Origin of the sequence: Flagellimonas amoyensis, from assembly GCF_003058265.1 — a bacterium.
In the GTDB taxonomy this organism is placed as follows: domain Bacteria; phylum Bacteroidota; class Bacteroidia; order Flavobacteriales; family Flavobacteriaceae; genus Flagellimonas; species Flagellimonas amoyensis.
Window position 1 is genome coordinate 53903 of record NZ_QBUK01000003.1, and the last position, 23038, is coordinate 76940.

Here is a 23038-nt window from a genome sequence, read left to right on the forward strand (position 1 = left end):
GCTCTGGTTTTCCAGAGCAGTGCACGGTCCTTAAACTTCCAATTGTCCTGACCAATCAATTTTTCTCGAGGTGTACATGATGGTGGCCAGAATCACAAACAGTCCTATGCTGCCTACCAAAAGGGCATAATCTTCCAGTTGTATGATCACAAAAATGAAAGAGTAGAGCCCCAACATGGATCCCAAAACCAGTAAAGTGAATTTTGTGTTCTTGAGAATGGACCTTGAATATATGGTGATCAAGGATACAATGGCACCGCCAGAGACCACGTAAGCGAAAAGGTAGTTTTTATGCTCTGAAATGGATATCAACAAGGTGTAAAAAAGGACCAAGGCCAAGCCTATCATCAAATATTGAAAGGGATGAATGGAAATCTTGCTGCTAATTTGGATCAGCAGAAAAACCAATAGTGTAAGACCAATGATCATAAATCCATATTTGCTGGTGCGCGAGGTTTTCTGATAATCGTCCACAGGAACCAAGAACTCGGTGCCGAAAGCAAACTCTGTTAAATCGGGAAGGTGGTCAAAAAAGGATTGTCCAAACCTTCTATTGGTTTCAAGTACCTTCCATTGGGCCTCAAATCCGTTCTTTGAAATTTTCTTTCCTTCTGTGTCCGGTAAAAAATTTCCATTAAAACTAGGGGAGTGCCAGTTGGACTTCATCGCCACTATGGTCTCCTTACCAATGGGGACATATTGTAAACGATTACTGCCATTTATGATAATATTGGATTCAAAATCCAATGTCTTGTTTAGAATTTCTTCCAGATTGGGAATAAAATCGGATTCAAGGGTATTCATAAAAGCATTGTCAAATTTTGGTTTTAAATCGTACCCTTGACTGTTGAGGTTGATGGTCACCGTATTTCGAATGCCCTTTAGGTTACTCACTTGATACATGATCGTCGCTTTGTCCCAAAGAATGTCTTCGTCCTTTACTTCCAGTTCTATAAAACTCGGATTGGAGAAAGTCCCTTTAAGTTTTGAATTTGAAGTGTAAACCACAGATTTGTATATCCCTCGCTCCAAAGGTTGTGTGTTGACATTGGAATCTATATGAAGTTCATCAGGAAAAAAATACGCTTCGTGCCTTACCGCTTTTTCTGTTTTAAGAAATGTCTTGGTCTTCTCGTCGAATACCTTTTCTTCTATGTATTGATGATAGGGAATCTTCAAAATGGGCCCATTGATGATGACTTCCTCACCCCATTTGCTGTTGATTTCCGAGATTACCTCCTGTTGTCGTTGTCCACGTTCACGAATAAGGTCGTTCACAAAGCCCAAGGGGACCAATAAAATAAGGGTCAGGAATCCTACCGTGATCATTTTTGCGGAGATGGAGTTTTTTAGCCAATTGCCGATGCGTTTTTGTAGTGTCATAAATATAGAATTAAAGTACTTTGAAAAACAAAGTGAATGAATAAAAAAATTATTTAGGGTTTCTGATCAGATCTTCCAAGGCATCAATATGTTTTTTAAAGGCTTGTTTGCCCAAAGGGGTAATGAAGTATTTGGTATTGGGTTTCTTCCCGATGAAGGCTTTTTCAATTTTGATGTATTCCGCGTTTTCCAAGGTTTTCGTATGGCTTGCCAAATTACCGTCCGTAACATCCAAAAGCTCTTTGAGCCGATTGAAATCAACATCATCATTGACCATTAATATGGACATGATGCCCAAACGAATGCGGTGATCAAAAAGTTTGTTGATATTGTCAATGAGCCCCATACTACTTTCTATCTTCCTTAAAATGCATTATTGTTCCATAGACAATGTGCAAAACACCAAAACCAAGCACCCAAAACCAAAAACCATAACCGGGAAAGGCCGAGCAGACCAACCCCAAAACAATTTGGCTGTAACCGAGGTATTTGACGGTGCCTACGGTATATTTTGAGGCGTTCACCAATGCCAAACCATAGAAGATCAGCATCAAGGAAGCAGTCAGGCCATAATGTCTGCTATGCAGTTTTATCAAGATATAGATGCCACCTGTAACCATGGGGACAAAAAAGTTTACCAGAAGTCTTTTGGTGGTTTCGTCCCAGATTTTCTCATTGTTCCTTTTGGCCTTTCTGGTGGTCAATAAATAGGCTGTCACAAAACTGAGCACTGCAACCAGAATCAAGATTCCGAGGATTGATCTAAACTTTAGACTATCAACGGTCAGTACTTCATATTCATTGGGCAAAAGATACAAATATGCTATTGTAGCCCCTATAATGGCATACATTCCCGCTAAAATACCCGATAGTCCTGTAAGTGATATAAAGCGAGACGAACGACTCATCATGTCCTTGATCTGGGAAATGTCGTCCAAGTATTTTTTTGAATCCATAGTAAAGTACTTTGAAATTCAAAGTTAAAATAAAAAACGAATAAAAATAATTTTTTTGGATATTGGGTTAATTTTAGTCCATGAACCCAGCCGAGGCCTATATCCTTAACCAAAAAGAACCTTTCAAGAGCATTTTGTTGCAATTGCAGGTATTGGTGGAAACCACAGTGCCAGAGGTGAAGTTGGATTATAAGTACAAGTTGCCGTTCTACTATTTGCACAACAATCCATTTTGCTACTTCAATGCGTCCCTAAAAAAAGGCTATGTGGACATGTGTTTATGGAACTCGGCACACTTGACCGTCCATCAGGATAAATTGGTCACCGATGGCAGAAAGGTGATGAAGTCCCTACGGTATTCCCACATGGATGAAATTGATGGAGAGGTTGTGGTAGAATTGTTGGAAGAGGCCAAATCCGTCAACCATAAGGGGTTCTACAAAAACTAAGCTTTGCCGGCCACAAGTCCACTCTTTTTGTTTTCCAGTTTGAAAAAAGCGATCCAAAGTGTCACCACTCCAAGGAACAACCAGAGCAGATCTACCAAAAGAATATGGTACTGATCGTTGGCAATGGAGGACCATATCCAATTCCCGGAAGCCACACCGTTGGCAATGGGTATCAAAAGCCCCAGCAGGCCACCAGAGACCAAGGTCCATTTGTTGGTGAAAGCAATGTTCTTTTTGAAGATAAAAAAGAGGGAGGCCACCAACCAGATAGGGAAGTAGGTCCGATACATAAAGGCCATGTCCACATGATTGGCAAACTTCACAATGATGAATTCCAAGGCGGTCACGGGGTACATGGAAAGGCAGATGGCCATATAGATGTTGGCCACTTGATGGTTGAACTTGCGTCGCTTTTCGGGAATGTTCTTTTTGTCCCGTGCCACCAACCAGATCATGATCCCGGAGAGGATCACAAAGCAGGAAACCAATCCAAGCACAAAGGAAATGACCCGTAGGCCATAGCCCCCATAATCGCCAAAGTGCAAACGGAACATCATGTTCTTTACCCCATCAAGATAAGAGTTGTTGGTCTGGGGCACCTTTTCGTCCACTACGGAACCATCGGCAACTTTGTATATCCGATGTCCCAGACCGTTCAATTTGGTGCCACGGCCCAGATACCCACTGATGGAAGCGTGCATGTTTTGATCTCCATAATTGAAGATGTGGGCCTCTGTGACCCTAAAATCAGGCCATTCCTCTTTAACATCTGCAATGAGGGGATCTATGCTGATGGGGCCTTCTAGCTTTTCATTGTAAAAAGCATACTCGGGATGGTTGTATTCCAGGTCTTCAAAAAGTTTGTTCTGATCGCCATCATAGAATCCCATCACCACAGGGAGGATCAAAAGTCCTTTTAATAGGAAAAAAGCACCTGTTACGGCATATACAAATTGAAAAGGAAAGCCTATCACACCAAGTGCCGTATGGGCATCTGTCCAAATCGTCTTGATTTTGGCCCATGGCCTAAAGGTGTAAAAATTGGAAATGATCTTGTCCCAATGCACCAAAATTCCTGTAATAATGGCAAAAAGGAAAAAGAGCGCCACAAAACCGGACAAGTATCTACCATAAGGGTAGGGGATTTGGTCCAGAAAGTGGAGGCGATACAGAAATTCGCCCAAGTGGTACGAACCCCGGTAATCCCCGGTACTCTTATCTTCCGTGTCCACGTAGAAGAACACACGTGCCTTGTCCTCCTCTTTGGCCAAGGAATCCTTGGAGGCGGTCAGGCTGACGGATATGTTCCGTTCGTTGAAATAATGATAAAACTCCACATCCCTGCCATAAAGGTTGTGGTCTTTGGAAAGGTCTTCCAAATACCCATCAACACTGCCGGGGATCTCATCTGACAAGGACACATTGTGCCCACGTTGCCAATTGGTGATCTCGTCCCTGAAAAAGGAAAACGATCCTGCAAAGAAAATCACGTATAGGCCCACACTGATTACGATACCGCTAACGGTGTGTGTATGGAACAGGATGTTATAGATTCGGTTTCCCATAAGATCAGATGATTGGATTGGTTTGGTTGCCAAAGTAAAAAATGGCCCAGAACAACATCGAGGCCAGCAAATAAATGCCCCAAGTTTTCCAGCCGTTTTTGCCCAAAAAGCCGACAACCATCAAAATGATCCACAATATGAATGCGGAAAAGGTGCTGGTGATGATCACGGTCACATGGTTGAACCAACTGGCCAGGGCCATGTGAAACAGTACGGCGACCATAAGACCGCCTAAAATGGCGGCCGTGATCTTGGCAAACCGTTGCCAAGGCGATGGGGTCAGGTATTTTTTATTGGCAGGCATAGGTTAGAACAGGGCAATTTCGCAGATGATGGATAAAATCAGGGTCAAAGTCAAAAACCAAGGGTTCAGTATTCGCAAAGGTGCCAATAGGATGACCAGACTTGCAATGGTCATCAGGATGACTAAATAAGTGAACGTTCCAGAAGCAGCACCCCAATACATACAGCTTAGCCCTAATGAAACGACCAAAAGGGCCGAGCCGGAATATTTGGAAATCTTCGCATGTCCACCGATCCATTTTTCAAGACCGAGATTACCTGCCATGGCCATCTTTTGGGATGTGCTGTACAAAAGGTAAAAACCTATAAAAATGAGCAATGTGATTCCAGTGGCCATGTCGGGTATCCGTTTATTTTATGCAATAGGTGGCGCAGTGCCAAATGAACTGGTAGTCTTCGCCATTGTAGGTTCCGGGAACCTCTTCCTTGATGGTGGTCTCCACAATGTATTTGGTCTCCCAAGGCAAACCAAAAGTAACTTCGCCATTGTCATCGGTATAGAGGGTCTTTGACCAAAGGTCGGCAACATAGACCTGGAGCTCATTTTTGGCCAAAGGTTGTCCTTTGTAGAGCACTTGAAGTTTGATTTCTTTTCCGTCGTGGGCCAATTGTTTTACCACAATACCATTTGGATTGGCTGTCTGGGTATCGGCATTTGTGTTTCCGACCTGTACCTTGGCTGTTGAGTGATAGTGCGTTTTGAAGATGCCAAAATCGTATTGGGTGTAATCGATGACGTTGATCTCATTGTTATTGAGGGCTGCCGTATAAACACCATCTTGGGAAGGCGTAAAATAGGCCACATAATGGTCCTCTTTGGCTTCGGTGCTGAGTTCTGTTTTGGATCCATCTGGGGCAATGAGCCATAGCTTGAATTTGGACACCAAAGGAAATGCCTCTCCTTGTACTTGTTCGATCACACCATAGGTGTATTCTCCGTAATGGACACGGATTTCATGCTTTTCGCCCAGCTTGCCGCTGCCTTTGGTCTCCAACCAGAGGTAGTGTGCTTGTGCGGTCATGGCACCAAAAAGGCCGATAAAAAGGAATAAAATCTTGTTTTTCATGATGTTGATGTTTTAAGGCCCACACTATCGCATGGGCCTTTGTGAAATTGTCTAGGTTAAAAGGAATAGGCTACGGTGATTCTTCCGTTGATCCCTGGTTCCGACTGCCAGTATAGGTAAGATCCATAATTGGCCCCGGAGTACAGATATTCGTCCAAAATGTTGTTGATGTTGAATTGTACCCTGAAGTTGCTGTTCCTCCATGATAGTGCACCATCCAACCTGAAATAATCAGGAAGATCGGATTGGTTGTCGGCTGCCCAGGCCCAAGTGGAACGGTCTACTTGATATTGATACCCCAATGAGGCCCCAAATCCTTTCAAAGCAGAGGTTTGTGCAAAATTATAGTTCAACCATCCGTTGGTCACATGCTTGGCGTGTCCGGCCACCCGTGTACCCACCCTGTCAGGATTGGTGTCCTTTGTCACCTCAACTTTGGTGTTAGCATAGTTCAAGACCACATTGAATTCAGGAGTTACCTGTCCTTGAAGGTCAAATTCGATACCTTTTGATTGGACCTCGCCCAAATAGATGGAATAGTTCGGATTCTCGGGATCTCCGGTCAAAATGTTCTCTTTGGTAATCTGGAAAGCGCCCAAAGAAGTCCTCAACCTACCGTTGAAAAATGTCTTTTTGATACCTCCCTCAATGTCATTGGCATCCACAGGATCGTTCAATGGCTCCAAATCGGCACTGATACCGGCCTGTGGCAAGAACGATTGGTCGTAAAGACCATAAATGGCAAAGTCGGGCAAGATATCCACACTAAGTCCTACACGGGGTGTGACCACATTGTCGTGCTCGGTTTTGCCTTGGGTGTAAAGATTGGTGTATCGTCCGGCCAATGTCAGGCGGATCTTGTCTTCCAAGAAACCGATCTCATCTTGAAGGTAGTAGCCTCGGACGGTATTGGCACTATATGGGCGTCCACCATTGCGATATTGCACGTTCACCGAGCGGTCAAATTCTGGGAATACTACTCCATATTGAGGATTGTAGATGTTGAAAGGGGTAGTGGTATCCACAGGAAGGGTAACCGAGAAATCTGCCCAATATGCCTTTTCACTGAAATCCAAACCACCTAGGATCTTGTGTGATATAGTTCCTGTCTGGAAGGCCCCATTGATATACAATTGGGCATATTTGCCCACTGATAGGGCATCCCATTGGGAAATAGATCTGACCACATCTCCCGTGTCGCTATCCAGTCCTGCAATCCATGCAGAGTTTCCAACTTGATCATATCGCAGATAGGCCAATTGTCCCTCTACGCTCCAGTTGTCCGAAAACTCATGTTTGGCGTTCAAGAAAAAGGTAACCTCTTGGATATCGGTCTTGGGATAATTGGTGTCCACAAAATTGAAATCGCGTGGCAAGCTGCCATAACCATCTGTTACCGGGGCAAAAATGTATGCTGCTCCAAGGAAGGACTCTGCATCCTGAAGGTTCATCTCGGCAGTGATGGAGGTCTTGTCACTGATTTTATAGGTTAGGGCAGGGGCAAATCCAAATCGGTCTGCCTGTTCATTGCCACGGTGGCTGTCGCTGGTTTGGTACATGGCATTGAAGCGATATAGTAGCTTTCCGTCGCTGGATGCTTTTCCACCCACGTCCACGGTGCCGCGGTAAAAGTCAAAACTTCCTGCAGAAAAAGAGGCGTTCGCGATAAATTGTTCTGTTGGTTTTTTGGTGACCACATTATAGAAACCACCAGGTTCTCCAGCAGACATCATGAAACCGGCAGGACCTTTCACGAACTCTATGCGCTCCACAGTGTTCATGTCTTCTGCCAAAGGTCCCCAACTGTCCTGCACGTTCACACCGTTTCGGAATGCCGGTAGGCGGAAACCACGCATGTTGATTCGGGCAAATTGACCCCAGTGTTCCAACATGGTGACCCCACTGACGTTACGTGTAAGTCCGTCCATGATGGTTGTGACCTGTTGGTCTTGGAGGAGCTCGCTGCTGATCACTTGAACGTTTTGCGGAAGTTTCACCAATTCTGTTTTCAGGCGAAGGGAAGTGGAGGGTTTGTTCTCCACATATTTATTTTGATGGCCTTCCACAATCACTTCGTTCAGTTGTTCCTGTCTTTCGGCCAGCACGATCAAGGGAGCATTTGTGGTGCTATTGGCCCTGACCGTAACTGAAGCGGTCTGGGTAGTGTACCCGATCATGGAAAAGGTAAGGGTGTACGATCCGGGCGCCAGATCTTCGATAAGATAATTTCCCGAATTGTCGGAGGTTGTTCCAAGACTGGTGCTGGAAATGGCAATGTTCACATTGGCCAATGGATTGTTTCTTTGGTCGGTCACTTTGCCAGAAATACCGCCGGTTTGTGCCAGCGAACTGTAAAATGTGACAAAGCTAAGGATGAGTAGTATATTCTTCATTTTATTATTTATAATAGGTCTAAATAAATTTTCGAATGCAAATGTAAATCCCAACACTTGTTTGGCCAAAGAAAATTTAGACTAATTATAAATAAAGATTAAAAAATTTTTTATCTACCTGTAATTCAATGAATTAAATTTTGGAATTTGGGTACTAAAGCGAGTTGATGGTGGTTCTGATTGCAGTGAGATCGGTCAGTAGTTTTTCCAATAAACTTAGATCCAGCATATTGGCGCCATCACTTTTGGCATTGGCTGGATCAAAGTGGGTTTCCATGAAGAGTCCGTCCACCCCAGCAGCGATTCCTGCCCTGGACATGGTGCCTATCAAGGCGGGTCTTCCGCCCGTTACACCAGAAGATTGGTTGGGCTGTTGCAAAGAATGGGTCACATCCAGCACCACGGGGGCATATTTCTTCATGGTTGGAATACCCCGAAAATCCACGATCATGTCCTGATACCCAAACATGGTTCCACGATCGGTAATGATAGCTTGTTCGTTCCCGGTTTCGGTGACCTTGGTCACGGCATGTTTCATGCTTTCCGGGCTCATGAACTGTCCTTTTTTCAGGTTGACGACCTTGCCGGTTTCAGCTGCGGCGACCACCAAATCGGTTTGGCGTACCAAAAAAGCAGGAATTTGGAGTACATCCACATATTCGGCGGCCATGGCGGCATCCGAAATTTCATGGATGTCGGTAACGGTGGGTACCCCGAAAGTATCGGAAACTTTTTTGAGGATTTTCAACGCCTTTTCATCACCAATGCCAGTAAACGAATCAATGCGGCTACGGTTGGCCTTTTTAAAACTTCCTTTGAACACATAGGGAATCTGCAACTTGTCGGTTATGGAGACCACGGTTTCTGCAATCCGCATGGCCATGTCCTCCCCTTCAATGGCGCAAGGTCCTGCCAAGAGGAAAAAGTTGTTGCTGTCCGTATGTTTTATCTGGGGTATTTTGGTGATGTCCATATCTTAAAGTTTGCACAAATATACTACATAAGCTTGGTAACCTTTTTAGATTTATTGGCATCAAAACCATCTATCATGATCCAAAAACTACTCGTTTTTTCCGTATTGATCTTAAGTTGTTTTGGGGTTTTTGCCCAGTTTCAAGAGCGCGGGAAAACCTTTGACCTGGTCAATCTGGAACGTCATCAGGTCAGGTTCGACCTATTGAGCCCGGGATTCAGTTATGAATTGGGACTCTTCCGAAACCAAAGTATCTCTACCGGATTGGGTCTGGCCACGGCCACGTATGAGGAGGGTTACGCTTTTGGATTGACATCGAATAACAGGTATCGCTATTACCACAATTTCCAGAGACGGATAGGCATGGATAAGAATGTTTCCGGAAATTCGGGCAATTATATTGCCGCGGCGCAGGCCATTTTCTTTTCGCAACTGCGGGTGTCCACCAACATTGAGGGGCCAAAGGATTTCAACCTTGGTTTTTATGGGATGGTCTATGGCATCCAACGGACGTATAAGAATGGGTTCAATTTTAATGCGGAACTGGGAGCAGGACTTTACAAAGGCGATGGCGTTCCCGACGGCTATGGCCCATTGATCCATTTTACCTTCGGATGGGTCGCCACCAAACGAAAATCAAGGGAACCTGAATTTGATTAGGAGTTGCTGCTGTCAAAGATATCTTCCGGTTCAGATACTATTTTGAAAAAGACGTTGTTATAAGATGACCAAATTGACCTACTATGTGCCGTTCCTTTTTGTTGGTGATGTTGTTCTGCGGAATGATGGGCCATGCCCAATATGGCAAAAACTGTGAGATACGACAGATCAAACTCAACATCTTCAATCCTGGACTTGAATATGAAATGGGCGTGGGGGTGAACAGCACCTTGGACTTTAGGGTGGCATGGCAAGTGGCCTTGGAACCTTCCCATACAGAACCTCTTGACCTTGAAAATCTGGATTTCTTCCCGGCTATTACGGCTCAGTACCGCTATTACCACAATTTTGATGGACGCTACCACCGCAGAAGGTCCATTTACGGAAACTCAGGGAACTATATCGCTCCCACCGTGGCCCTTTTTTCACCGGGGGAACGGACGGTGGAGGGGCAGTTGGTCGATGGTGTGCATGGGTATGGAGGCTTGGTCTATGGTATACAACGCAGCTATAATTCAGGGCTTAGCTTTTCCATTGATGCAGGGGCTGGCTATTATGCAGGGCCCTTCAAAGGCGGTATTTATCCCGTTGTAAACCTCAGTATTGGTTTCATCATCAGCGAAAAACGCTGGTGCGTGGGTCTGTAGTTCTCAAACTACCACTAAATCAATAAGATAAAAATAACATTTGGATGTATGGACAAGTGGAAAATAGCAGTATCTTTGCGCCCTTAAAATCAGGTTATGTCCAAAATCAAGAATATTGCAATCATTGCCCACGTTGACCACGGTAAGACCACTTTGGTGGATAAAATCATGTACCATTGCCAATTGTTCCGAGACAACGAGAACAAGGGCGATCTGATATTGGACAACAATGACCTGGAGCGGGAACGTGGGATCACCATTGTCTCCAAGAACGTTTCCGTGGTGTACAAGGATACCAAAATAAACATTATAGATACTCCTGGGCACGCCGATTTCGGTGGTGAAGTGGAGCGAGTGCTGAATATGGCCGATGGGGTGCTGTTGTTGGTGGATGCCTTCGAAGGTCCCATGCCACAGACCCGTTTCGTACTACAAAAAGCCATCGACCTTGGTCTGAAGCCCTGTGTGGTGATCAACAAGGTGGACAAGGAAAACTGTACGCCTGAAGAGGTCCACGAAAAAGTATTCGATCTCATGTTCGAACTTGGGGCAGAGGAGTGGCAGTTGGATTTCCCAACCGTATATGGTTCTGCCAAGAACAATTGGATGAGCACGGATTGGCAGAAGCCGACCCAGAACATCGAGCCGCTTTTGGACATGGTCATTGAGCATGTGCCCGAGTTCAAGCCAGAACAAGGAACCACCCAAATGTTGATCACTTCTTTGGATTTCTCCTCTTTTACGGGGCGTATCGCCATTGGAAGGTTGCAAAGAGGGACGCTGAAGGAAGGACAGAACATTTCCTTGGTAAAAAGGGATGGAAAAATCATCAAGACCAAAGTGAAGGAGCTCTTTACCTTTGAAGGTCTGGGACGCCAAAAAGTACAGGAGGTGGTAGCAGGAGATATCTGTGCCATTGTGGGGATGGAAGGTTTTGAGATTGGTGACACCGTTGCCGATTTTGAAAACCCAGAGCAATTGAAGACCATCGCCATTGATGAGCCTACCATGAGCATGCTCTTTACCATCAACGACAGTCCATTTTTTGGAAAGGATGGAAAGTTTGTGACCTCAAGGCACATCAAGGAACGTTTGGAAAGGGAGTTGGAAAAGAACCTGGCCCTAAGGGTACAGGAAACCAACAGTGCCGATAAGTTTATGGTTTTTGGCCGTGGGGTATTGCACCTTTCGGTATTGATAGAGACCATGAGAAGGGAAGGTTACGAGGTCCAGATAGGCCAGCCTCAGGTAATCATCAAGGAAATAGACGGTGTAAAATGTGAACCTGTGGAGCACTTGACCATTGACCTGCCCGAAGAAGTTTCAGGTAGGGCCGTGGAAATGGTATCCATGCGTAAAGGGGAGATGACCAGTATGGAAGCCAAAGGTTCCCGAATGCTGTGTGAATTCCTTATTCCGTCCCGAGGAATCATTGGTCTGCGTAACCAATTGTTGACCGCAACGGCAGGAGAGGCCATTATGGCACACCGCTTTTTGGAATACCAACCTTTGAAAGGGGACATCCCCCAGCGATTGAACGGTTCGTTGGTATCCATGGAAAATGGTACCGCCATTCCATATTCCATCGATAAACTACAGGAAAGAGGCAAATTCTTTATTGATCCGGGAGAGGATATCTACGAAGGTCAGGTGATTGGGGAAAATTCACGTGGTGATGATATGACGGTGAACGTGACCAAGACCAAAAAACTGTCCAACGTCCGATCTTCAGGAGCGGATGAAAAGGCAAAGATTGTACCTGCCATCAAGTTTTCTTTGGAAGAGGCACTCGAATATATCCAGAAGGACGAATACGTCGAAGTGACCCCAAAACACCTTAGGATCCGGAAAATTTACCTGAAAGAGGTAGATAGAAAGCGAAACAAGGTAGTTTAACCTTTGGTCAGATGTCCGTGGTGCTGCTCCCTTAGGCAGGCCACGGCCGCACCTATGATTCCGGCGTGGTTCATCAGTTCCGCTTTGATCACTGGAGTATCAATGTCAATGATATGACTGAACTCGTCCCAGTCTTTTGAGGTTCCCCCACCAACGATGATGAGGTCGGGACTTACGATCAGTTCCACCAATTTCAAGAACTTGTTGAATCGTTTGCCCCATTTGTTATAGTCCAGGTCTTCCCTGTCCTTGGCGGAAGCTGCGGCCCAAATTTCAATTTTCTTGTGCTTTTTATAGGGAATCTGTCCCAGTTCAAAATTCGGGATGAGCACCCCGTTGAAAAAGGCACCACTGCCGAGTCCGGTGCCAATGGTGATCATGATCACCAACCCGTTTTTTCCTTTTCCCACACCGTAGTTCATGGAGGCATATCCGGCTGCATCGGCATCGTTCAGTACCGTAAATTCTTGTCCGGTAGTTTCGGTGAAGAGCTCATCGATGTTCACACCCACCCAGCTTTTGTGAAGGTTGCCCTTGGACAAGCACACGCCATTTTTCACTATGGAAGGAAAACCACAGCCCACGGGACCAGTATAATTGAAATGCTCCACAATTTGGGCCACCACTTTGGCCATGGCCTGGGGCTTTTTGGATTTTGGAGTGGGGATACGGAAACGTTCGGTCAGCATTTCACCGGTTTCGGCATTCACTAGGGCACCTTTGATGCCACTTCCTCCAATATCGATACCAAGAATTTCCATAAACGGAAGGGTGTTTTGTTTAGACAAAGAAACAAAAAACTTTTCGGGTCTGAAGATTTAGCCGTTATCTAATCCCGAAATAGGGGTCAAACAGCCTTTTGTACCACCTCAAAAACCTTGCTCCCGTCACATTTTAAGGTTTTGTGCGGATATTTGAGGATAAGGGCATAATCGTGGGTGGCCATGATGATGGTCCGCCCATTTTGGTTGATGTCCTGGAGCACCTTCATGACCTCAACGCTGGTCTGGGGGTCCAAGTTCCCTGTAGGCTCATCGGCAAGGATGAGCTCTGGGTCGTTCAGCAGGGCACGGGCAATGGCAATGCGCTGTTGTTCCCCGCCCGAAAGTTCATGTGGAAACTTGAATCCCTTGGTCTTCATGCCGACCTTGTCCAGTACCGCCTCGATTTTTTCGTCCATTTTGGTGGCTTCCGTCCATCCGGTCGCCTTCAGGACAAAGCGAAGGTTATTGTTCACATTGCGATCGGGCAACAACTTGAAATCTTGAAAAACAATGCCCAATTTCCTGCGCAGAAAGGGAATGTCCTTTTCTTTGAGCGTTTTCAAATCAAAATCCACCACTTGCCCTGTCCCTTGCCTGAGGGGAAGATCGGCATAGAGGGTCTTCATAAAACTGCTTTTGCCACTCCCCGTTTTTCCTATCACATACACAAACTCCCCTTTCTTTACTTCCAGGTCGATATGGTTCAGTACTAGGTTCTCCTCTTGGAATACGGCAACGTCCTCTAATTTTACAATGGTCTCGGGCATAATTTGAATTCAAAATCAGTACAAAAGTATCTGAAATTAAGCGATTGAAATCAAAATTTATGGTTAAAGCCCATTTTTTTCAAGAAATGGGACATAAATCACGTTTTCCAGATTTTGGTGTTCAGATCTAGGTATTCCACAATCCCGATAGCATTGGAGATGTTTTCAAGGAACAGTTCAAACGCATTGGAAGTGATCAGGTTTTTGTTCTGTGGAAGACTGAAAAAGCCATCAGGATGTTGGATGGCCATGTACAATTTATCATCAATGAATGATAGCATAATGGGGCGGTTCACTTTTCGTTTTAGGGTTACGATCCGTTCCATCAAAGCAATCGAAAGAATATAGCGTGCCTCTATTTGGTCGGTGCTATAGACCACAAACTCTTCTTCAAACCCAGTATGTTCAAGATTGACCAATTGGCTCCGATTGAGTTTGAGGGACTGGATGGTCTTGGCAAGGTACCCTATCCTTTTTTCGAGTCTGTCCGGTAAGACTACCGTATGGCCATTGAATTTTTTATTGAAATCGATGATGGCAAACATGCCCATAAAACTGTGTCCTATCTGGTCAACGGAGTGATTCTTGGAAAACCAGGGTCTAAGATAGCTGTAAACAAAATAGAGATGGGTGAATAGTGGGATATACATGAAATAGGAACCAAAAATGCTTTGGTTGATGATCTTCACATCACCCATGGCAACTGATGTGTTCCCAATCTTGCCAGATACAAGGCCAGCACTCATATTATATGCTTTTTGGTGCTTGTCCTTAGTGCCGGGCACTTGGGAATAGGTGGGCATCAACTGACTTTTGGTGATGGCATCTGAGGTAATCTGTTTCTGTGGATTGAATTTGAGATTTGAAATCAATTTGTCCAATACCGATGGTAAAACTTCACTTTCGATTTTCTTGAATTTGATGCCAAGACGGTTCGCTCTTATCATGAAAATGAAATAGAATGCCCAGTACAGAATAAAAAAAAATTGGAAGGTTGCCCCAAAGCCGTCTCTGGTCATTTCGGTGATCCACTCATTGTTGAGATAGGTGAATAGTGGCAGGAAAAATATGCCCAGTACGAATATGAGTATGATCAGATTGCTACCCGTGTTGTAAAAACGATACTTTTTTCTCAATTTTTCTGCTTGATGGAGCAAGGGCATAAGTTGTACTTTGATATGTGGATGATTGTCCATTTGATCAGAATAATTATGGAAAGATTGTTTCATTGGATTTTCTCCAGATTCTGGTATTCAGGTCAAGGTCTTTTACAATGCCAATGGCACAGGCGATATTTTCATGGAACAGTTCCAGTGCATTGGAGTGGACCAGATTTTTGTTTTCGGGTAGGTTAAAAAAGCCATACGGATGTTCGATGGCGATGTACAGCTTGTCATTTTTGAAGGACAACATGATGGGTCTGCCCATTTTTTTCTTTAAAGCAACGATCCGATCCATAATGGCAGTTGAAAGAATGTAGCGCGCTTCGATTTGATCGGTTCCGTACACAACAAACTCCTTTTCAAACTCAGTGTTTTCAAGATGGATAAGCAGTCTGTTTTTGAGGTTGAGCGATTGGATGCTCTTGGCCAAATAGCCAATTCTTTTCTCTAATTTATCAGGCAAAACCACTATTACCCCATGTATTTTTTTGTTGAAGTTGGCCACTGCAAGCATTCCTGTAAAGTTTTTGCCAACATGGTCAACAGTCTTGGAAGTAAACCATGGTCTGAGGTATATCACCAAAATTGCTATGATATTGATGATGGGCAGGACCAATAAAAGAGTTGTTCTGGACCTTTGGTGGAAGAGGTCTATGCTGCCTATGCGAATGGTGGTATGCCCAATGCGGCCCATTAAAATGCTTTGGGGCGGATTCTCTATGTGATTTGAATGTTTTTTGCCCTTACCCGGGGGCAGAATGATTTCACTATCGGCGATTTCTTGAAGACTTATGGAATTGTCGTTCTCAAATTTCAACCTTTTGTCAATTTTACGCACAATGGTTTGCACTACTTCCTTTTCAAGTTGTGTATATCTGACTTTGAAATACATGCTCGCAAACATGCTTACAAAAAAAATGATCCAATACAGTTTGTGGGGCACAAGGTACCTTTCTAAATTATGGACCTGAAAGGTTTCCCCCAATCTTGACCCATCCAGTAATAGTGGAGCAAAGGCGATTGTCACGAAAATCAACAGGATGATTTGGATTTGAAAAAAATAAAACAACTTAAAAAAGCGATAGTACTTCCTTTTTACCTCAGCTTTCTGAAGAAGGAGCAGTAGTGATTTTTCCATAAACTCAATTTTGTCACGACTTCTGCCTAGAAATTGATGTGGGGTGCTTCCTTGTCTTCAGTTTCGATAGTGAACAGTTCTTTTTGGGAATAGCCCATCATTTTCCCCATGATATTGGAAGGAAACATTTCCAAGGTGTTGTTGAAGGTGTTTACAGCTGCATTGTAAGCCCTACGGGCAGCTGAAAGTTGCTCCTCCACCTCGTTCAGGCTAGCCTGGAGCATAAGAAAGTTTTCATTTGATTTGAGATCTGGATAGGCTTCTGACCTTAGTTGTACTTTTTCCAACAACGTCCCTAACTGGCTTTCCAGATTGAATCGGGCAGTGGGCTGTACATTTTCAGCCATGACTTTTTCCCGTAGTTGTGTGATTTCTGTCAGGGTTGCACGTTCGTGCTCCATGTATCCTTTAACGGTGTTTACAAGACGGGGAATCAGGTCCGTTCTTTTTTTGAGCATTACATCAATACTGCTATAAGCTTCATGAACCTTGTTCTTTTTTGCGATAAGATTGTTGAACAGAAAAATGGTAAAGAGCAACAGGGCTCCAAAAATGATGATGGCGTAGGTCATTCGTTCCTTGTTTTAGGATTAAGATTCAAATGTGAAAATATATGGGTCTAAGACTGAAGAGGTTGTTGTCTAAAACCAGTACTGTGGGGTTATGGAATTGTCTTCAAAAACAATGGTTGCCTCCGAAGAGGTTTCATGTCAACAACATTGTTATTTTTGATAACCAAAAGCTCTAGAGGTCATTGAGCCTTTCGGAATAAAAGTAATCATAATTGGCAATACCACAGATCTTACCTATTGAAAATTGAACATATTGTACACCCAACATACTTTGGCCTTACTTTTGACGTTATTGTGTAAAGTCAGTCGAGAACAGCGTAGAACACTATGAATCGAAAAAACCTCTTTGTGATTCCCATTTTTTTGGGAACTTTTTTTGTGCTCAGTGCACAGGAAACCGAAATTTATACCCACGAAAACAAAGCCTATCAAGATGCCTTGGCGCTGTACAACAACCAGCAGTACCAGGCCGCGCAGACCATTTTCCAAACGGTTAAGTCCAGTACCAAGGATGGCGAGACGGAGGCCAACAGTGCCTACTATGCCGCCAATGCCGCCATACGCCTGAACCAGCGTGGAGCGGACAAAATGATGGAGGACTTTGTGGAACGATATCCCACTTCCACCAAGCGGAATTCCGCTTTTTTGGATGTGGCCGATTATTATTTTGAGACGGGAAAATACCCATTTGCCCTTAAATGGTACAAAAAAGTGGACGAGTCTTCCATGTCCTACGCGGACAAAGAGCGGTTCAACTTCAATAACGGTTATGCCCTTTATGCTTCCAATAGACCCGGTGAGGCGGAACGCTATCTGACGAAGGTCACCACCTCGCAAAAATATGGTTCGCAGGCCAAGTATTACCTGGGATACATTGCCTACGAGCAGGACGACTACAACCAGGCCAGTGCCCGTTTTGACCAGATAACGGATCCAGAGTTGCTCAATGAGAAGCTGTCCTATTACCAGGCCGATCTGAATTTTAAACTGGGCAAGTTCGAAGAGGCCATCGCCATGGCAGAAAAGCAATTGCCCAAATCGGACCGGCAGGAAGTTTCCGAGCTCAACAAGATCATTGGTGAGAGCTATTTCAATCTGGAACAATATGGAAAGGCCATTCCTTATTTGGAAGGCTATAAGGGCAAACGGGGCAAGTTCAACAACACCGATTACTATTTGCTGGGGTACAGCCATTACAAACAAGGGGACTACCAGAATGCCATACAGCAATTCAATAAGATCATTGGAGGGTCCAACAATGTGTCGCAGAACGCCTACTATCATTTGGCGGAATGCTATTTGAAGTTGGACAAGAAACCTGAGGCGCTCAATGCCTTCCGAAATGCTTCGCAGATGGATTTCAGTCCCGAGATTCAAAAAGATGCCATGCTCAACTACGCCAGATTGAGCTACGAAATAGGCAATGCTTACGAGCCTGTTCCTCAGGTTTTGACCGCTTATTTGGAAAAATATCCAAAGGATGGGAACCAAATGGAGATCCAGGAACTTCTGGTGGACTCGTACATCACTTCCCGTAATTTTGAAGGGGCCATGCAGCTTTTGGAGAAGAACAAGAACTATGCGAGCAAGGAAACCTATCAAAAAGTGGCCTATTATCGTGGGGTGGAGCTTTTTATCGATGGCGATTATGAAGCGGCCTTGGACCGTTTTTCCAAATCTTTGAAAAGTGCCGACAATGCAACTTTTGAGGCCAGGACCTTATATTGGAAAGCGGAATCTGCCTATCGATTGAACCGTTTTCAAGAAGCCTTGGTCGATTTTGTGAAATTCCAGCAACTTCCTGCATCCAAGACATTGCCGGAATACCAAGAATTGGATTATAATCTAGGCTATTGTTACTTCAAGCTGAAGGATTACAACAATGCAATTGCCTATTTCAAGAACGTGGTCAATTCCAACGCTCTTGATGAGGACCGAAAGAACGATGGCTATCTCCGTTTGGGGGACAGCTACTTCGTGACCAGCAAATATCAGTTTGCCATGAACGCCTATGATGCATCTTCCAAGTTGAACGGACCGGAAAGGGACTATGCTGCGTTTCAGAAAACATTGTGCAGTGGGTTTTTGGGCAACAACTCGGCCAAGATCGATGGGCTGATCGAGTTTTTGGAACGTTACCCCAACTCTTCGCTGCGGGATGATGCCCTTTTTGAACTCGGCAATTCCTATATCAAAAACAACCAGGAGAATTTGGGTCTACGCACCTATGACCGTCTTGTGGACGAATATGCAAAAAGCAAGTTTGCCCCCCAAGGCATGTTGCGTCAGGGCCTTGTGCACTACAATGCCAGTAGGAACCAGCAGGCTTTGGACAAGTTGAAGGAAGTGGTGCAGAAATATCCGAACACCCAGGAGGCCAAGCAGGCGGTAGCCACGGCCAAATTGGTCTATGTGGACGAAGGTAGGGTGAGCGAGTATGCCGCATGGGCCAGAAACTTGGATTTTGTGGAAGTGACCGACTCCGAACTGGACAATGCCAGTTTTGAATCGGCCGAAAAGAAGCAGATAGAGGGTAAGACCGATGTGGCCATCAAAGGCTATGAGGACTATTTGAAACAGTTCCCGAACGGCCTTCATTCCGGAAGCGCCAATTTTGCCTTGGCCCAGCTTTATTTTGCCAAGGGGCAAAAAGACAAGGCCCTGCCAAGGTACAAAGCCGTGGCCGATGGAGGGAACGGTGAATATACCGAGCAGGCATTGACCCGTGTCTGTGAGATCTATGTGGAAAAACAAGATTATCAAAGTGCCATTCCCTATCTGAAACGATTGGAGACGACGGCCGATATTTCCGAGAACAGGACCTTTGCCCAATCCAATCTGATGAAAGGGTATTACGGTCAAAAAGACTACGGGCAGACCATAGCCTATGCCGAAAAGGTGTTGAAGGCCCCCAAAATTGACGATAGGATCAAGAGTGATGCGCAGATCATGATCGCACGCTCGGCCATCGCCACAGAAAATGAATCCTTGGCCAAGACCGCCTATCAGGATGTGAAGAAAATTGCAACGGGAGAATTGGCTGCTGAATCTTGGTACTACGATGCCTACTTTAAAAACAAGGAAGGCGATTTTGAGGCCTCCAACACATCGGTACAGAAATTGGCGAAGGATTACTCGGCCTACAAGACATGGGCCGGTAAGGGATTGGTGATCATGGCCAAAAATTTCTACAATTTGGGAGATGCCTTCCAGGCCACGTACATTTTGGAAAGCGTGATTTCCAATTTTTCGGACTATGATGAGATTGTCACTGAGGCCAAGAGCGAACTGGCCATGATCAAGACGAAGGAAGCAGAGAGCAATTCATCCGTAGATCCCAACGAAAATTAAACGAGACACAACATGCAAAAGAGAACCTATATATTTCCATTACTTTTTTTGAGCCTTTTTGGAACCCTTTTCGGTCAGGAGACCGATGATATTGGCACGGAGACGGTAACGGTGGTGAAACCGTATTCCCCGACCGTTTCAGATGCCTTCAAGATCAAATCGGCACCCAACCTGAACGATTCCATCGTGCTGCAAAAAAAGAAGATAGATTACAGTATTTTTTCCGTGCCGGTGGCGTCCACATTTACCCCTGCGAAGGGAAAGGCATCGGGAGTGAAGAAGACCCCGCCTCCCACGCTGTACAATTCGTATGCTTCGGTAGGATTGGGCAACTATAACAATGCCTTGGTGGATTTTTATACCAGCAGGGAGTTCAACAGGGGAGAGGACCTATTGGATTTTGGCCTGACCCACAATTCATCAAGGGGCGATCTGGATTCCACGCCCTTGGAAACGGATTTCTACAACACAAAGTTTGATGCGTCCTATGCCAAAAGGGACAGATATATGGATTGGGGTGCCAGTGTGGGGCTCCAACACCAACTGTACAACTGGTACGGGATAGAGAACGACGTGTATAGCGATGATCTTGTTGCCTCCATGGACGAACAGCAAAATTATTTCAATGCAGAGGCAAAGGCCCATTTGAGTATGGAGGATTCCTTTTTCAAACAAGGGAACCTGCTCTTGAGGCGTTTTTGGGATGCCACGGAATCCGCCGAAAACCGTGTGGTAATAAACCCGACCTTGGAACTGCCCATTACCGAGGAGTTGATCACCATTTCTGCCAAGTTGGATTATGTGGGCGGAAATTTCAAAAATGCATCGCTGAACAATGCGACCAATACCGGGGAGATCAATTACAGCCATTTACAGGCGGGGGTGACCCCAAGCCTTCTCATTTTGCGAGACGACCTTACCGTGAACTTGGGAGCGAACATCGTATATGGTCTGGACACCGAAAACAGCGACAGTAATTTTTACATCTATCCGGCCGTGACCGCTTCTTATCGGGTGTTGGATGAGAACGTGATTGCCTATGGAGGTATTGAGGGACAGTTGAAACAAAATTCCTATCACGATTTTGTGGATGAAAACCCTTATGTGTCGCCGACCTTGGATATTCTGCCCACCGATCAGCAGTATGAAGGCTATTTGGGGCTGAAAGGTCAGTTGACCTCCAATGTGGGGTATAACATCAAAGGTTCATACATGGCCGAGAACAGAAAGCCATTGTTCTATCATAATCCCATCAATACGTTTAGGGATGATGAGAAAAGCTATTACTACGGCAATTCTTTTCAGGTATTTTATGATGATGTGAAGACCTTGGGTGTTTTTGGTGAAATCAATGTGGACATCAACCGGAATTTTTCATTGGGGATCAATGGAGAATTTTATGACTATGATACCGAAACGGACAATCCGGCTTGGAACCTACCTTCCATAAAGGGTTCTGTGTTCATGGACTATCAAATCAGCGATCAATGGTACATGGGAGCCAACCTGTTCTATGTAGGGGAGAGGGATGATCTGTTGTCCCAGGTGATAGACCCTCTTGATTCGGAGTTGCAATTCCAACAGGTGACCTTGGATGGCTTTTTTGATGTCAATGCACATGTGGGATATCGGTTCAACGAACAACTTTCCATTTTTGTGAAGGCTTCCAATATCGCCAACAACAACTATCAAAACTGGGCCAATTTCAGGGTGCAGGGCTTTCAGGCCTTGGCAGGGGTATCCTATAAGTTTGATTTTTAAGTAAATAGATTGTTTATGTAGCGTCTTGTGCCTAAAGAATTCTTTTGGCAACGTCAATCCGATTGCAATCCAGAGGATTTTCGTGTTATGAGTTAAGGGGTCAAGTTAGCTGATTTAAATTAGGCTTCTAATTCTGGTTTTCGATATAAACTTACTAGGACCGACAAATTTTTAGACAAGAACAGCAAAGGCGAATTTTACTGACAAAAAAAACCCCGTGGGCTTTCCCACGGGGTTTTATATTTTAGGCGGTTGGGATTACCAACCTGGGTTCTGTTGTTCTGCCAAAGTTGGGTTGGCATTCACCTCTACTTGGGGTATTGGCCAAATAAACTTGAAATCAGCATAAGGGACAGCAGGTACACCGTAAGGACCATCGTATGCGGTTCCCAGAGTGTACAGGTCGTGTTCTCATTTCGGTCCATTTCTATCACAACCCCTTTTATAGGCTTTGAACTTAATTAGAAAACGTTAACAATTGGATTGGCTAAAAGGGAATAGTTCATCATGTTTTATCTGGAAAATTTTTACCTTTTCTTACAACGTAATTATATTTTTCCTACTTTTAATTTAATCCCCCATATTGTTAAGTTGATTAAAAAAAAGTTTTGTCTAGTATTTATACAAAGAAAGAATGAGGGGATTTTTATGGCCTTATGACATGTTAAATATAGACAAAAGAAAAACTCAATACTATCTTAAAATATCAAAAAAAATTTAAAAAAACCATTAAATATCAATACTTATGGCTAAATAAAGCACTTTATAAAAAAGACACTACATAACTATAAAAATAGGTAAATGTCTTGAGTCAAATTGGCTGTACCTATTTTGGAAGCAACAGTTCGGTGAACAATAGTTCATCATTTGATCTCAAAACTGATCTGACACTGTTTTTAAGCAATAGAGTTGCCTTGGAGACGATTCTTGGCTATAACAATCTAATTGTACTGCAAAACAACATAAATAGTATAGGGATCAGTCTTTGCATACATCTATAAAACATTAAAAATAACCCCTATGAAACAAATATTACTTTTAACAATATCCTTTTTAACCTTCATTAACTTAAGTGCTCAAATTACCCCATCAATCGAAAGTGTTTTGTTGAACAATCAAACGACCGTAAATAACTGTAACACCTTGGACTTTGGGACTAATCAGAATAACAGTTTGGTCATTACATACAAACTATCCCGGCCATCAACATTACCAAGTGGGACAGGCACG

At 44.3% G+C, this 23038-nt stretch carries 20 protein-coding genes; 6 read left to right on the forward strand and 14 right to left on the reverse strand.

All coding sequences use genetic code 11. The features are described 5' to 3' along the window. Positions 1–30 precede the first annotated feature (30 nt). Genes creD through DB398_RS04895 form a run of 3 tightly spaced genes read right to left on the reverse strand, consistent with a single transcriptional unit; the run spans position 31 to position 2339 of the window. On the reverse strand, positions 31–1383 hold the full coding sequence (gene creD / locus DB398_RS04885; RefSeq protein WP_108423292.1) for a cell envelope integrity protein CreD: 1353 nt from the start codon (positions 1381–1383) through the stop codon (positions 31–33). 49 nt (positions 1384–1432) lie between these two features. After that, positions 1433–1729: a winged helix-turn-helix domain-containing protein gene (locus DB398_RS04890; protein ID WP_072877017.1), complete on the reverse strand. Its 297-nt coding sequence runs from the start codon at positions 1727–1729 to the stop codon at positions 1433–1435. Position 1730: 1 nt separating this feature from the next. Continuing rightward, positions 1731–2339, reverse strand: a complete 609-nt coding sequence (locus tag DB398_RS04895) for a hypothetical protein (protein ID WP_108423293.1) — start codon at positions 2337–2339, stop codon at positions 1731–1733. A gap of 80 nt (positions 2340–2419) precedes the next feature. Between DB398_RS04895 and DB398_RS04900 the strand changes: the two genes are divergently transcribed. After that, positions 2420–2788, forward strand: a complete 369-nt coding sequence (locus DB398_RS04900) for a DUF1801 domain-containing protein (protein WP_108423294.1) — start codon at positions 2420–2422, stop codon at positions 2786–2788. Here DB398_RS04900 and DB398_RS04905 read toward each other — a convergent pair. From DB398_RS04905 to kdsA, 6 genes are all read right to left on the reverse strand, one after another. Beyond that, a complete protein-coding gene (locus DB398_RS04905; RefSeq protein ID WP_108423295.1) occupies positions 2785–4353 on the reverse strand; it encodes a PepSY-associated TM helix domain-containing protein in 1569 nt (522 codons plus the stop codon). The genes DB398_RS04900 and DB398_RS04905 overlap by 4 nt on opposite strands. A 4-nt stretch (positions 4354–4357) precedes the next feature. Further along, complete coding sequence (locus tag DB398_RS04910; RefSeq protein ID WP_108423296.1) at positions 4358–4657, reverse strand: hypothetical protein; 300 nt, start codon at positions 4655–4657, stop codon at positions 4358–4360. A 3-nt stretch (positions 4658–4660) separates the two neighbouring features. Then, entirely contained in the window at positions 4661–4993 is a 333-nt protein-coding gene (locus tag DB398_RS04915; RefSeq protein WP_108423297.1) for a hypothetical protein, read from the reverse strand. A gap of 13 nt (positions 4994–5006) precedes the next feature. Next, positions 5007–5723: a DUF4198 domain-containing protein gene (locus DB398_RS04920; protein WP_108423298.1), complete on the reverse strand. Its 717-nt coding sequence runs from the start codon at positions 5721–5723 to the stop codon at positions 5007–5009. Between the two features lie 56 nt (positions 5724–5779). After that, on the reverse strand, positions 5780–8116 hold the full coding sequence (locus DB398_RS04925) for a TonB-dependent receptor (RefSeq protein WP_108423299.1): 2337 nt from the start codon (positions 8114–8116) through the stop codon (positions 5780–5782). Between the two features lie 154 nt (positions 8117–8270). Then, complete coding sequence (gene kdsA, locus DB398_RS04930; RefSeq protein ID WP_108423300.1) at positions 8271–9089, reverse strand: 3-deoxy-8-phosphooctulonate synthase; 819 nt, start codon at positions 9087–9089, stop codon at positions 8271–8273. 75 nt (positions 9090–9164) lie between these two features. Here kdsA and DB398_RS04935 point away from each other — a divergent pair, with 75 nt between their 5' ends. From DB398_RS04935 to typA, 3 genes are all read left to right on the forward strand, one after another. Further along, positions 9165–9749, forward strand: a complete 585-nt coding sequence (locus tag DB398_RS04935; RefSeq protein WP_108423301.1) for a hypothetical protein — start codon at positions 9165–9167, stop codon at positions 9747–9749. Positions 9750–9832: 83 nt separating this feature from the next. Next, complete coding sequence (locus DB398_RS04940; RefSeq protein ID WP_159076316.1) at positions 9833–10396, forward strand: hypothetical protein; 564 nt, start codon at positions 9833–9835, stop codon at positions 10394–10396. 96 nt (positions 10397–10492) lie between these two features. Beyond that, the gene (typA, locus tag DB398_RS04945) at positions 10493–12292 is read left to right on the forward strand and encodes a translational GTPase TypA (RefSeq protein WP_108423303.1); all 1800 of its coding nucleotides are present in this window, start codon (positions 10493–10495) and stop codon (positions 12290–12292) included. Here the strand turns inward: typA and ppgK are convergent. The 5 genes from ppgK to DB398_RS04970 form a co-directional block, all read right to left on the reverse strand. Further along, the gene (gene ppgK / locus DB398_RS04950; protein WP_108423304.1) at positions 12289–13053 is read right to left on the reverse strand and encodes a polyphosphate--glucose phosphotransferase; all 765 of its coding nucleotides are present in this window, start codon (positions 13051–13053) and stop codon (positions 12289–12291) included. The genes typA and ppgK overlap by 4 nt on opposite strands. An 86-nt stretch (positions 13054–13139) precedes the next feature. Continuing rightward, on the reverse strand, positions 13140–13823 hold the full coding sequence (locus DB398_RS04955) for a cell division ATP-binding protein FtsE (protein WP_108423305.1): 684 nt from the start codon (positions 13821–13823) through the stop codon (positions 13140–13142). Positions 13824–13921: 98 nt separating this feature from the next. After that, on the reverse strand, positions 13922–15019 hold the full coding sequence (locus DB398_RS04960; protein ID WP_159076317.1) for a DUF3137 domain-containing protein: 1098 nt from the start codon (positions 15017–15019) through the stop codon (positions 13922–13924). A 13-nt stretch (positions 15020–15032) separates the two neighbouring features. Further along, positions 15033–16124 (reverse strand): DUF3137 domain-containing protein, encoded by a 1092-nt coding sequence (locus DB398_RS04965; protein ID WP_108423307.1) that lies wholly within the window; start codon positions 16122–16124, stop codon positions 15033–15035. Between the two features lie 26 nt (positions 16125–16150). Further along, complete coding sequence (locus DB398_RS04970) at positions 16151–16696, reverse strand: LemA family protein (protein WP_108423308.1); 546 nt, start codon at positions 16694–16696, stop codon at positions 16151–16153. A gap of 327 nt (positions 16697–17023) precedes the next feature. Here DB398_RS04970 and DB398_RS04975 point away from each other — a divergent pair, with 327 nt between their 5' ends. Then, positions 17024–20047, forward strand: a complete 3024-nt coding sequence (locus DB398_RS04975; RefSeq protein ID WP_108423309.1) for a tetratricopeptide repeat protein — start codon at positions 17024–17026, stop codon at positions 20045–20047. A gap of 12 nt (positions 20048–20059) precedes the next feature. Then, entirely contained in the window at positions 20060–21808 is a 1749-nt protein-coding gene (locus DB398_RS04980) for a TonB-dependent receptor (RefSeq protein ID WP_108423310.1), read from the forward strand. Positions 21809–23038: the final 1230 nt, after the last annotated feature.